This window comes from Paraburkholderia sp. J94 (assembly GCF_905220285.1).
In the GTDB taxonomy this organism is placed as follows: domain Bacteria; phylum Pseudomonadota; class Gammaproteobacteria; order Burkholderiales; family Burkholderiaceae; genus Paraburkholderia; species Paraburkholderia tropica_A.
This window is the reverse complement of the sequence record NZ_CAJMZH010000006.1, coordinates 85,888-98,336: the sequence shown is the minus strand read 5'-3', so window position 1 is coordinate 98,336 and position 12,449 is coordinate 85,888. Positions and strand designations below refer to the sequence as shown.

General features: G+C 66.9%; 12 protein-coding genes. 2 read left to right on the top strand and 10 right to left on the bottom strand.

Annotation, left to right across the window (positions count from 1 at the left end):
* The first annotated feature begins 170 nt into the window (after nucleotides 1-170).
* Nucleotides 171-617: a hypothetical protein gene (locus U4Y88_RS14055; RefSeq protein WP_321784617.1), complete on the top strand. Its 447-nt coding sequence runs from the start codon at nucleotides 171-173 to the stop codon at nucleotides 615-617.
* 171 nt (nucleotides 618-788) lie between these two features.
* Nucleotides 789-1,376, top strand: a complete 588-nt coding sequence (locus U4Y88_RS14050; RefSeq protein ID WP_310634204.1) for a YSC84-related protein — start codon at nucleotides 789-791, stop codon at nucleotides 1,374-1,376.
* 87 nt (nucleotides 1,377-1,463) lie between these two features.
* On the opposite strand, the gene U4Y88_RS14045 is transcribed toward U4Y88_RS14050, so the two are convergent.
* From U4Y88_RS14045 to mltG, 10 genes are all read right to left on the bottom strand, one after another.
* Nucleotides 1,464-2,531 carry a glycosyltransferase family 4 protein gene (locus tag U4Y88_RS14045; RefSeq protein ID WP_224008096.1) on the bottom strand — a complete coding sequence of 356 codons (1,068 nt, stop codon included), beginning with the start codon at nucleotides 2,529-2,531 and terminating at the stop codon, nucleotides 1,464-1,466.
* A gap of 305 nt (nucleotides 2,532-2,836) precedes the next feature.
* Complete coding sequence (locus U4Y88_RS14040) at nucleotides 2,837-4,006, bottom strand: AAA family ATPase (RefSeq protein ID WP_224008100.1); 1,170 nt, start codon at nucleotides 4,004-4,006, stop codon at nucleotides 2,837-2,839.
* Nucleotides 4,007-4,103: 97 nt separating this feature from the next.
* Nucleotides 4,104-5,546 (bottom strand): alpha,alpha-trehalose-phosphate synthase (UDP-forming), encoded by a 1,443-nt coding sequence (gene otsA / locus U4Y88_RS14035; RefSeq protein ID WP_321784615.1) that lies wholly within the window; start codon nucleotides 5,544-5,546, stop codon nucleotides 4,104-4,106.
* A 119-nt stretch (nucleotides 5,547-5,665) separates the two neighbouring features.
* On the bottom strand, nucleotides 5,666-6,937 hold the full coding sequence (locus U4Y88_RS14030) for a mechanosensitive ion channel family protein (RefSeq protein ID WP_321784613.1): 1,272 nt from the start codon (nucleotides 6,935-6,937) through the stop codon (nucleotides 5,666-5,668).
* A 436-nt stretch (nucleotides 6,938-7,373) separates the two neighbouring features.
* Nucleotides 7,374-7,730, bottom strand: a complete 357-nt coding sequence (locus U4Y88_RS14025; RefSeq protein ID WP_224008110.1) for a Rap1a/Tai family immunity protein — start codon at nucleotides 7,728-7,730, stop codon at nucleotides 7,374-7,376.
* A 216-nt stretch (nucleotides 7,731-7,946) separates the two neighbouring features.
* The gene (locus U4Y88_RS14020) at nucleotides 7,947-8,660 is read right to left on the bottom strand and encodes an ankyrin repeat domain-containing protein (protein WP_224008113.1); all 714 of its coding nucleotides are present in this window, start codon (nucleotides 8,658-8,660) and stop codon (nucleotides 7,947-7,949) included.
* A 77-nt stretch (nucleotides 8,661-8,737) separates the two neighbouring features.
* Nucleotides 8,738-9,523: a TatD family hydrolase gene (locus U4Y88_RS14015; RefSeq protein ID WP_224008116.1), complete on the bottom strand. Its 786-nt coding sequence runs from the start codon at nucleotides 9,521-9,523 to the stop codon at nucleotides 8,738-8,740.
* 91 nt (nucleotides 9,524-9,614) lie between these two features.
* Complete coding sequence (locus tag U4Y88_RS14010) at nucleotides 9,615-10,661, bottom strand: DNA polymerase III subunit delta' (RefSeq protein WP_224008119.1); 1,047 nt, start codon at nucleotides 10,659-10,661, stop codon at nucleotides 9,615-9,617.
* An 86-nt stretch (nucleotides 10,662-10,747) separates the two neighbouring features.
* A complete protein-coding gene (gene tmk, locus U4Y88_RS14005; protein WP_224008122.1) occupies nucleotides 10,748-11,368 on the bottom strand; it encodes a dTMP kinase in 621 nt (206 codons plus the stop codon).
* Entirely contained in the window at nucleotides 11,369-12,379 is a 1,011-nt protein-coding gene (mltG, locus tag U4Y88_RS14000) for an endolytic transglycosylase MltG (RefSeq protein WP_224008124.1), read from the bottom strand.
* Nucleotides 12,380-12,449: the final 70 nt, after the last annotated feature.

Sequence of the window (12,449 nt, the reverse complement as noted above, 5' to 3'; positions counted from 1 at the left end):
GCCGCACCGTGCTGACAAAGCGCCCTCGCCCCTGCGCCGACGCCGCGTTTTTCTCCTATGATGGCTCCAGCGGCAGCCCTTCCGTTACACGAAAAAAGCACGCACGCCCTCGGGCCGCCGCCTGGACGCTCAAGTCTGGATGATGCGCACAGCATCGAACGGAGGCGCGGATGGCATGGAGACACAAGAATCGCTGGTTCCGCCGCTGGCTGGTGGTGATCGTCTTCTGGCTGGTGCCGGTGATGATCGTCGCGGTGCGCGAGATCCAGGACGAGATGGCCTATAACCGCGCCGACCTCCAGCGCGCGCTCACCGCCTGGACGTTCACCGACGCCGAACGCGCGAACGGCGCGCTGCTGCGCTGCCACGGCACGCCTGAGGCGGCGCGCGCGGAAGGCTGCCCCGCCGCCGTGCTGGCCGAAAACGCCGCGCGTCACGCCGACGCGCTCAGCGAGTACGCCGTGCGGCGCGCCACGCTGCTGCGCTACCTCTGGCATGCGTTCGTCGGCTACTGGGTCGTGCCCGCGGCCGGCCTGCTCGCGATCGGCATCGTGCTCGGCGGCGTCAAGCGCGCGCTGCGCCGTCCGGCGGCCGCCAAACCCTTCCCCGAACGCTGATTACGCCGCTTGCCCGGTTGACTCCGCTCCGCGGCGCCGTCCGCGACTGGCCGGAAGGCCTGTGCCTGCTCAGAAAGCCGCATTGGGACCCTGTGATATAAACGTCAGGCTGATCCCGTCATCGGCACAGCCATGGCGGCACGGCTTCCGGAAAACAGAACGGAGAAGAATATGCATGCACGTCGCTTGATCCTGAAGACTTCCGTTGCGGCCGCACTCGCGTGCGCCGCACTCGCAGGCTGCACCACCACCGGCAATGAGCCGCCCACCGAACAATCCGACGCCTCGCGCCGCCAGTCGATCGACGCCAGCGTCGACGGGACGATGTCGCGTCTGTATCAGACCGTGCCGGGCGCGCGCGAGCTGGTCGGCAAGGCGCGCGGCGTGCTGGTGTTCCCCTCGGTGGTTCAGGCGGGCGTCGTGGTCGGCGGCGAGCACGGCGACGGCGCGCTGCGCGTCGGCGGCAGCACCGTCGGCTACTTCAGCACCTCGGGCGCCTCGGTGGGCGCCACGCTCGGCGTGCAGTCGAAGGCCATCGTCTATCTCTTCATGACGCAGGACGCGCTCGACAAATTCCGCAATTCGGACGGCTGGGCAGCGGGCGGCGACGCCTCGGTCGCGCTCGTGAAGGTCGGCGCGAACGGCACGATCGACACCACCACGGCCACCAAGCCCGTGCAGGTTTTCGTGCTGACCAACAAGGGCCTGCTCGGCGACCTCTCGCTCGGCGGCACGAAGATCTCGCATCTGAAGATCTGAGGCGCGTTCGGCACGAGCCCAATGAAAAACCGGCGGCACAGGCCGCCGGTTTTTTTTGACCTCAAAGTTCGGCCTCAAGGTCCAACCTCAAGTCGCCGACGTGTCGATCACCTTGAAGCGCGAGCGCTTGTTCGCGCGAATCACCGCCTGATACGCCTCCACGTATTCCTGCGCCATGCGGCGCGACGTGAAGCGCTCCTCGAAGCGTTGCCGCACGCCCGCGCGCGGCACGCGCGACAGCCGGTTCACGGCGGCCACCGCGCCGATTTCGTCCTCGACGATGAAACCCGAGATGCCGTCGTCCACCACTTCCGGCACCGCGCCGCGATTGAACGCGATGACCGGCGTGCCGCACGCCATCGCCTCGATCATCACGAGACCGAACGGCTCCGGCCAGTCGATCGGGAACAGCAGCGCATGCGCGCCCGAGAGGAATTCGGCCTTCTGGCCGTCGTTGATTTCGCCGATGAACTCGACGTGCGGCAGCGCGAGCAGCGGCTTGATATCGCGCTCGAAATACTCGCGGTCGGCCTCGTCGACCTTGGCGGCGATGCGGATCGGCAGGCCGCAGCGCCCGGCGATGCGAATCGCGGTATCGACGCGCTTTTCGGGCGAAATACGGCCGAGGAACGCCAGATAGCGCTGCTCGACCGGCTGCGGCGTGTAGAGGTTCTCGGGCAGCCCGTGATACACCGTGCGCAGCCACTTGGCCTGCGGAATCGGCTGGCGCTGCGCGTTCGAGATCGAGATCACCGGCGCGGTGTTGAAGGTGTCGAACACCGGCTGCTGCTCGGGCAGATCGAGACGGCCGTGCAGCGTGGTGACGAACGGCGTTTCCTGGCGCTTGAACACCGAAAACGAGTAGTAGTCCATATGGAAGTGCAGCACGTCGAACTGGTCGGCCTGGCGGCGCACCAGTTCCATCAGCAGCATGTGCGGCGCGATCCGGTCGCGGATGCTCGGATCGAGCCGCAGCGCGCGCGGCCAGACGGCTTCGAGCTTCGCGCCCGTGACCGAGTCGCCGCTGGCGAACAGCGTGACGTCGTGGCCGAGATCGACGAGCGCCTCGGTGATATACGACACGACACGTTCCGTGCCGCCATAGAGCTTGGGCGGGACCGATTCGGTCAGCGGGGCGATCTGCGCAATTCTCATCGGGTTCTCCAGCGAGTGTCTCCAGCGACGTCGGCGTCGACCTCGACCTTGACCTCGGTTGACGGCGCATCGTTCGATTATGGGACCGCACGCCTGGTCCACGGGCGCCGCGGTTGCGTGCGCACCACACGCGGGGACAGAACCGCTCGTCCGTACGATCCCCCGTGCGATGCGCCCATGCGCGGCGCGCAAGCCTTCATTATTCGGGAAGCGCTCGGGCCGGACCGCAAGACTTTCAATTGTTATACAGACTTACACGCGGATACATCCTCGCTTTCTCGCATGGTCCGCGCGCGCGACTGCGGCTAGCGCGACGGCCATTTCCACGCGGGCACGTCGAGCGCGTCCTCGTCGGCGAGCGCGGTGGCGCCGAGCCGGCGCTCCAGCACGATCGACTGGCTGCCCGCCTCGCGCTCCAGCGCGGCGACGAGCCGCGCCGCATGCGACACCACGAGCACCTGCGAATGCGCCGAGGCCCGCGCGATCAGCCGCGCGAGCGACGGCAGCAAATCGGGATGCAGGCTCGTCTCGGGCTCGTCGAGCACCAGCAGCGCGGGCGGACGCGGGCTCAGCAGCGCCGCCGCGAGCAGCAGATAGCGCAGCGTGCCGTCCGACAACTCCGCGCCGCGCAAAGGCCGCAAGAGCCCTTCCTGGCGCAGCGCCACCTCGAAGCGCCCTTCGTGATTGACGATCTCCGCGCGCGCGCCCGGAAACGCATCGCCGATCGCCGCATCGAGCGCCGCGCCGTCGCCGATCTCGCGGATCGTCTGCAGGGCCGCGGCGAGATTCGCGCCGTCGTCGGACAGCACCGGCGAATGCGTGCCGATCTGCACCTGGCGCGCGGCCGCCTGCACGTCGGTGCGGAAATGATCGTAGAAGCGCCACGAGCGGATCTGCTCGCGCACCGCAATCATCTCGGGCGCGCTGCGCGGGTCGGCGAACTCCGTCATCATGCTGTCGAAGCTCGCCACGGGCTGGGCGAGCGTGGTCCAGTCGTCGCCGCCTTCGCCCCGGATGCGGATCATCGGCCCCTGACGATCGACCAGCAAGGCCGAGGGCCGCAGGATCGGCCCGCTCCAGATGCATTCGCGCTTGATCACCGGATCGAGCGCGAACTGCGAGGTCGACGCCGGCGGCGGCAAGCCGAGATCGATCGCATAACCGAAGGTCTCGCCCGCGAAACCGAGCTTGAGACTCACGGCGTCCTTGCGCACCGTGCCCTGCACCGCGTGCTCGCCCGAACTCACCGCGCGCGAGAAGCGCTCCGGCCCGGCCCAGAGCGTCGATTGCAGCCCGCCCTCGCGCGCCAGCGACGGAATCACGCCGCCCCGCGCGGTCAGCGCGAGCAGGCGCAAGGCGCGATAGAGATTCGATTTGCCGCTGCCGTTCGGCCCCGTGATGACGTTGAGCGGACCGAGCGGGACGATGAGTTCGCGCAGCGAGCGGTAGTTGGCGATGGCGAGCGTGGTGAGCATGAGTCGATGTCGATGCGCGTCGGCGTGAAGATCCTCGCAGGATCATACGCAATCGCACGCGCATCGATACTCGACGCGCATCGACACGTATCCCCATTCAGCGCTGATGCGGCAACGGCACGCGTGCGAGATCGCTCAGGAAACGGTCGCGCCACACGCCGAGGTCGTTGCGGCGCAGCGCCTCCATGTTGGTGTGATAGCGCTGCTTGCGTTCGTCGAGCGGCATCGAGAGCGCACGCTCGAGCGCCTCCGACATGCCCGCCGCATCGTGCGGATTGACGAGCAGCGCGCCCGCAAGCTCGGCGGCCGCGCCCGCGAAAATCGACAGCACGAGCACGCCCGGATCCTCGGGATTCTGCGCGGCCACGTATTCCTTCGCGACGAGATTCATGCCGTCGTGCAACGGCGTCACATAGCCCACCTGCGACTCGCGGAACAGCGACATCAGCTTCCAGCGGTCGTACTGCTGGCTCAGATAGCGGATCGGCGTGTAATCGAGGCCCGAGTAGCGGCCGTTGATGCGCCCCGCCTCGCGCTCCAGTTCCTCGCGGATCACCTTGTAGCTCGCGACGTCCGAGCGTGTGGGCGGCGCGATCTGCACGAGCGTGACCTTGCCGCGCCACTCGGGCGAATGTTCGAGCAGTTGCTCGAAGGCGTGAAAGCGCTCGACGAGGCCCTTCGAATAATCGAGCCGGTCCACGCTCATGATGAGCTTGCGCCCTTCGAGACTCTGCTTGAGGTCGAGCACGTGCTGGCGGCTTTCGTAGCGCGCGGCCTGCTCGGCGATCTCGTCGGGAAACACGCCGATGCGATACACGCCCGTGCGCAGCTTGCGGCCGTAGGCTTCGACGTCGCCCTCTTCCTCAGTCGGCTCACTCTGCTTGCCCGGCTCTTTCTGCACGTCGCGTTCGTGCACCGTGCCGCGCGCCTCGCGCGCGATGTAGTCGTGAAATGCCTGCTGGTCGTTGCGGGTCTGAAAACCGAGCAGGTCGTAGCAGCACAGCGACTTCACGAGTTCCTCGTGCGGCGGAATCGTCTGCAAGACCTGCGGCGACGGAAACGGAATATGCAGGAAGAAGCCGATGCGGTTGCGCACGCCTTCCGAGCGCAGCGCCTCGGCGAACGGAATCAGATGGTAGTCGTGGACCCAGATGATGTCGTCGGGCTCGATCAGCTTGATGAGCTTGTGCGCGAGCCACGCGTTCACGCGCCGGTAGCCCGCGTATTCGTCGCGCTCGTAACGCGCGAGGTCGTTGCGGTAGTGGAACACCGGCCACAGCGTGGCGTTCGAGAAACCCCGGTAATACTGGTCGTAATCCTTTTTCGTGAGACCGACGGTCGCGAACGTCACCGGTCCTTCCTGATCGAGCGTCGGGCCCGCGTTCGCCACCGTCTCGCTCACGACGTCGCCGCTCCAGCCGAACCACACGCCGCCCGCGTCCTTGAGCGCGCCGAACACGCCCACGGCGAGGCCGCCCGCCGAACCCTTCGTTTCGGTGGGCGTCGCCACGCGGTTAGAGACGACTATCAGTCTTGCCATCGTGCTATTTCTCCTCGGATCGCCTGCATCGCGATGTCTTCTCGTTGTTCAGCTTCAGTTATAGGCCGCGCGGCGTTGCTGGTGCGCGTCTTGTGCTGCGTTCTGTCCTCGTTGCTTCCCTAGCGCGACTGCGCCGCCTCCTCCGCCGCGCGCGCGCCGCTTTCCGCGACCGGATCGGCTTCGGTGTTGGCCGCCGTGCTCGACGCCGCGGGCGCGCCCGATTCAGCCGATTGAGCCGCTTGCCCCGATCGAGCCGATCCCGGCTCAGCGCGACGCGCGGAAGACGGCGGCAACTCGCCCGTCGGCGCCTCCTCGCGGTTCGCCAGTTCCGCCGACACCTCCGCGCGCGTGCGCGGCAAATACTGCGGATAGTGCGCGTTGACGAAATCGAACAGCCCTTCGCGCACGCGGCAGCGCAAATCCCAGTTCAGCCCCGAATCCTGCGAGCTCACGAGCACGCGCAGCTGCATCGCGCGCTCGCTGGCGTCGGTCACCTGCAGCACCTGCACGCGCCGGTCCCATTCGGGCGCGCGCTCGACGATGCGTGCCAGTTCCTCGCGCAGCGGCGCGAGCGGCATGCGGTAGTCGAGCCACAGAAACACCGAGCCGATGATCTGCGAGCTGCTGCGCGTCCAGTTCGTGAACGGATTCTCGATGAACCATTGCAGCGGCACGATCAGCCGCCGCTGGTCCCAGATGCGCACCGAGACATACGTGCCGGTAATTTCCTCGATGCGCCCCCACTCGCCCTGGATCACGACCACATCGTCGAGCCGGATCGGCTGCGAAATCGCGATCTGGAGGCCGGCAATCAGATTCCCCAGCACGGGGCGTGCCGCGATACCGGCGACCAGTCCGGCGACGCCCGCCGAGGCCAGCAGACTCGCGCCGATCTGGCGCACGTTCGGGAAGGTCATGAGCGCCGCGCCCAGCCCGAAAACGATGATCACGACCATCACCGTGCGCGCGAGCACGCGCGCCTGCGTGTGGATGCGGCGCGCCTGCAGGTTGTCGGCGATATCGAGCGGATGCGCGGCCACGATCGCCTCGCCGATGGCCGCCGCGCAGCGCACCGACAGCCAGGTAATCGCGGCGATCAGCGCGAAGGCGCACAACTCGCGCAAGGTGCCGATGAAACGCAGCGTGTCCGGCGCCTGCCACCAGACGAACTCGAGCGCGATCACACCGAGCACCACGCGCGCGGGCTGGTGCACGTAGCGCACGAATACGCTCGCATGCGGATACGGCCGCGCGAGGCGGCGCACGACGCGCGCGCCGAGCCAGTGGACCGCGAAGGCGAAGGCCAGCGCGAACGCGCTGACGAGCAGCGTGCCGAGCCAGTTTTGCAACGGGGCGTCGGTCAGGCGGGAGAAGTCGTCGAGAGTGGGCATCGGTGGCCAGTTCCTCCTGCGCGTGGCGACCTGGTGGAAACGGCACGGGCGGCGGGCCCGCGGACGAAGCGTGGCGAGGCAAAGGCGGCGCTGACGGCAAGTGGCGGCAAGTGGCGGCGCGTGGGAACGCGGAAGAACGCGTGAAAACACGTGACGCCGATGCCGGGATCGCGCCCTGCGTAACGCTACGCGAATGCGTGTAAAGACGCGCTAAAGTTTGCGCGGATGCTGCAGGTCGTGCTGAACGTACTGAACGTGCTGAACGTGCAGAACTTGCAAATGTGCGCGCCGCCGTGGGCGGCCGCTACGCGAGACGCGGCGGCGCAAAAATGCCGCCGCGCAGGAGAATCGACTGATGATCGCGCCGTTGGTTCAACGGCGCACAGGATGCGAAATGAAGCGGCAGGACGGTGCGAGTCTGCGCTCAGCGGCGCACTCAGTTACCCGTCTTGCAGGGAAACGCCTTGCCGAGCCCAAGCGAAATCGCCGTGCTGGCGTTGTAGCCCGCGATGTTCGGGTTGTCGGCGATGTACTTGCGCACGGCATCGGTCAGTTGCGAGGAACGCGCATCCGCCGGCAGGCAGAAATATTGGCCGACGCGCGGACCGGTCGTGCCGCCGATCGCGTCGATGGTGTTGAAGATGCCGTCGGCGGCACCTTCGATATACGCCGCGCACGCACTGCGCGAGGCCACGTCGGTCTTCGAGCAAAGGCGGTTGAGGTCGCTTGCGGTGAATGCGAAAGCCGAGAGCGGCAAAACGAGCGCGCCGGCGCAGAACAGAGCCCGCAGCATGGTTCTCCTTGAATCGTCGTGTGGTGCGGCGCCCCCGCGCCGCAAGCCGCCCGCCGGTGCGCGCCTGGGGCGCTGCCGCCGGCAAGGGGCAATTTCGCTATTGTGCACTGTTTTGCATGACTGCCGCTCAGGTCCGGTTCGCGCCGTACCCGCGGGAGCCACGCATGGGGGCAGAACAGGGGCCGCGTGGCGGCGGCCCCCCATGCGGTGGCGCGCTTACTGCGCCGTCTGACCCATGCGCGCCGAGAGGTCCTTGATCGCGTCCGGCGCCTTGTACTGCTTGGCGAAATCGAGCGCGTTCATGCCGATCTGGTTCTTGGCCTGCAGATTCGCGCCGTGGTCGAGCAGCAGCTTGGCGGTGGTCATGTGGTCGCCGCGCGCCGCCATCATGAGCGGCGTGGTGCCGTTGGGCGACGGTGCGTTCACATCGGCCGAATAGCCGATCAGCAGCTTCGCGACCTCGTCGTTGCCATTCGCGGCCGCATAGTGCAGCGGGGTCCAGCCCTGCTTGTTGACGTCCGCGCCCTTGGTGATGAGCATTTTCACGAGATCGACGTCGCCGTTCAGCGAGGCCAGCATGAGCGCGTTCTCACCCGCCTTGTCCTGCGCGTTGATCTTGATGGCCGGATTGTCGAGCAGCACCGCCGCGACCTTGTCCGACTTTTCGCGCGCGGCCAGCACGAGCAGCGGCATGCCCTGAGCGTCGGTGGCGTTCGGGTCCATGCCATTGGCGATGTCCTTGGCGACGCCCTTGTCGTCGTCGAACTTCACGCCTTTCACGAGCGAATCGATCGGCGCGGCGTGGACCGGCGCGCTGACGAGCACGGCGGCGCCCATGCCGAAAGCAAGCGCGGCGGCGACGCGACGCACGGCGGCGCCCCGGACGGTTTGCGCGGATTTCACGGTGGACAGTTGCGAATTCGAGTTCATGTCAGGCCTTAACGTTATTCGATATCTGATTGATAACACGCCGTTTTTTCAGCGGCATTGCCCGTGGCGGCCGCGTTTCAGGCCGAAGCCGGAATCTTGAAAAGCCGGAAAAAATTCTGCGTGGTGGCAGCGCCGAGTTCGGCGTCCGGCAATCCGCGTTGCTGGGCAATGAATCTTCCGACATGGCTGACGTACGCAGGTTCATTGGGTTTGCCACGAAATGGCACTGGCGCAAGATAAGGCGAGTCCGTTTCGATCAAAAGGCGCTCGATCGGCACGCGGCGCGCGACCTCCTGCACGTCGGTCGCGCTCTTGAAGGTCACGATGCCCGACAGCGAAATGAAGAAGTTCTGCGCGATGGCGCGCTCGGCGATCGCCCAGGGCTCCGTGAAGCAGTGCATCACGCCGCCCGGCTCGCCCGCGCGCTCCTCTTCCATGATGCGCAGCGTGTCCTCGGAGGCGGCGCGCGTGTGCACGATCAGCGGCTTGCCCGTGGCGTGCGCCGCGCGGATATGCACGCGAAAGCGCTCGCGCTGCCATTCCATGTCGTCGATGGTGCGTTCGCCGAGACGGAAGTAATCGAGCCCCGTTTCGCCGATCGCCACCACTTTCGGGTGTTTCGCCAGTTCGACGAGATCGGCGACCGAGGGCTCCTGCACGTCCTCGTGGTCGGGATGCACGCCCACCGACGCGTAGACGTTCTCGTAGCGGCTCGCGATGTCGAGCACCGAGGGCAGCGTCTCCAGATCGACCGAGACGCACAGCGCGTGCGTGACGGCCTGCTCGCGCATGTTCTCGAGCACCTGCGGCAGCCGGTCGGCGAGGCCCTCGAAGTTGATGTGGCAATGCGAATCGACAAACATGGACTAGTCCTGCGGTGAATTTCGTTAAGGCTGAGCGAGGCTCAAGGCGCGGGGCGCGTTGGGCGCACCGCGGCGCATCGTCAAAAGCGCGTCAGGCGAACATTTCACGATAGCCGAGAAACAGTTCCTCGAACACGAGCCGCGCGTTGAGCGGATGGTTTTCGATGGCGCGCTGGCGCGTCACGGTCTTCATGTAGCGCGCGAGCGCCGGGGCGTCGAGCTTCGCGGCGCAGCGCCCGAGCGCGGCCGCCGACTGCGGGTAATAGCGCGGACGGCCCGCCGTGCGTTCGGCCAGCAGGTCGTAGACCCAGCGCTGGAGCCAGCCGAGCACCAGTGGCACCGGCAGCTTTTGCAGCGTTTCGCCGCAGGCGAACGGATCGCAGGCCGGACCGGCGGCGAGCTGGGCGAGCGTCCAGTCGCGCAGCGTGCGGTTTTCGTCGCTCGCGAGCGCCAGCGCCGCAAGCGGCGCGCCGCCTGCTTCGGCCAGCAGCCCGGCCGGATCGTCCACGCCCTGCTGCGCGAGCCAGGCCTGCGCCTCGGCGGGCGCGGGCGTGCTCATCGGCCACTGGCGGCAGCGGCTGATGATGGTCGGCAGCAAGCGGTCGATACGCGCCGACACCATCAGGAACACCACGCCCGAGGGCGGTTCTTCGAGCGTCTTCAGCAGCGCGTTCGCGGCGGCCACGTTAAGCGCCTCGACCGGATACAGCACGACCACACGCAGCCCGCCGCGATGCGAGCCGACGCCTGTGAAGTCGAGCAGCGCGCGCACCTGCTCGATGCGGATTTCCTTGCTGGGCGCGCGGCCCTTCTTGCCTTCGTCGTCGCCCTTGTCGGCTTTCTCCGGCTTGCCGTCGCTGTCGTCGCCGCCCGTGGGGCCGACGAGGCTCGCGAGCGCTTCGGGCACCACCGCGCGGTAATCGGGGTGATTGCCCTGCTCGAACCAGTGGCACGCCGGACAGGCGCCGCACGGTTGGCCGTCGGCGTGCGCCGACTCGCACAGCAGTCCCTTCGCCAGATGCTGGGCGAATTGGAGCTTGCCGATGCCGGCCTGGCCGTGCAGCAGCAGCGCATGCGGCCAATGGCTGCGCAACTGCTGAAGGCGTTCCCAGTCGCCGCTCTGCCACGGATAGATCATATTTAAAATCAATCAGTTAGGCGTAGTTCGCGAGACATCGCACGAACTTCGCCGTTCATATAATTTCGTCAAATAACGCTTTGCAATCAAAGCGTTGCGATGATCTGCTCAAGCTTCGTGCGAATCTCGTCGATGCTCTGCGAGGAATCGACGATCGCGAAACGATACGGCGCCTCTTCCGCGCGGCGCAGGTATTCGGTGCGCGTGCGCGTGAAGAACGCGTCGGTTTCGCTTTCGAAGCGATCCGGTTCGCGCGCCGCGCCGCGCCGCTCGCTGGCGGTGTCGGGCGCGATGTCGAACAGGATCGTCAGATCGGGCTGAAAACCGCCCTGCACCCAGCGTTCAAGCGTTTCCAGCTTGTCGCGCGGCAGGCCGCGCCCGCCGCCCTGATAGGCGAAGGTCGCATCGGTGAAGCGGTCGGACAGCACCCAGTCGCCGCGCGCAAGCGCCGGCTCGATCACGCGCGCGAGGTGCTCGCGGCGCGCCGCGAACATCAGCAGCGCCTCGGTTTCGAGGTCCATCTGCTCGTGCAGCAGGAGATCGCGCAGCGATTCGCCGAGCGGCGTGCCGCCCGGTTCGCGCGTCATGACGACCGTGCGCCCCCCGGCAGCGAGCTTCTGCTCGAGCTGCTCGCGGAACCAGGCCAGATGCGTGGTCTTGCCCGCGCCGTCGATGCCCTCGAACGTAATGAATCGGCCACGCGCCATTTAGTTACCCCGGATATATTTGTCGACGGCCTTGTTGTGGTCGACGAGATTGTCGGAAAACACGCTGCTGCCGTCGCCGCGCGCCACGAAATACAGCGCGCCGGTCGCCGCCGGATTGAGCGCCGCCTGCAATGCCGCGACGCCGGGCAACGCGATCGGCGTCGGCGGCAGCCCTGGGCGCAGGTAGGTATTGTAAAGAGTGTCGGTCTGCAGATCGCGCTTGTGCAGACGCCCCAGATAGCCCGCGCCCATCCCGTAGATCACCGCCGGATCGGTCTGCAGCGGCATGCCCACTTTCAGTCGGTTCGTGAACACGGCGGCCACCAGCGGACGGTCGCCGGCCTTGCCGGTTTCCTTCTCCACCAGCGAGGCGAGCGTGAGCGCCTCGTAAGGCGACTTCAGCGGCAGGCCCGGCGCGCGCGCGGCCCACGCCTCGTTCAGATGCGTCTGCATCAGCTTGTAGGCGCGGCGGTAGACGTCCAGGTCGCTTGAACCCTTGTCGAACAGATAGGTGTCGGGGAAGAACAGGCCCTCGCCGCTGCCCTCGGGCGCCTCGGGCGCGCCGATCGCCGTCAGAAGCTGGGCGTCGTTCATGCCCGCCGTGTCGTGGCGCAGCGCCGGATTGGCGTCGAGCTCGTCGCGCATGCGCTTGAAGGTCCAGCCTTCGATGATGGTCGCGACATATTCGTTGACGTCGCCGAGCGCCATTTTCTGCAGCACTTCGTAGGGCGTGACGCCCGCCTTGAATTCGTAGTTGCCGGACTTGAGATGGCTTTGCAGCCCGAGCGCGCGGGTCATCAGCACGAACAACTGGGGCTGGACCGGCACGCCGCCGTGGCGCAACTGGGCGGTAACACTGCGCACGGTGCTGTGCGGCTTGATGGTGACGTCGAGCTGCTGGACCGCAAGTGCGACGGGCGTGGTGGCCCAGTACCAGACACCGCCTGCGGCGGCTGCGCCCAGCACGGCGCACGCGACGCCGGCGGCAAGGCATTTCTTCAGGAGGGACATGGAAACATGACTCAGGGGGACCTCATATAATAACTGCTTGCCCTCGCTAAAGTCAGGATTGACTGTTCCC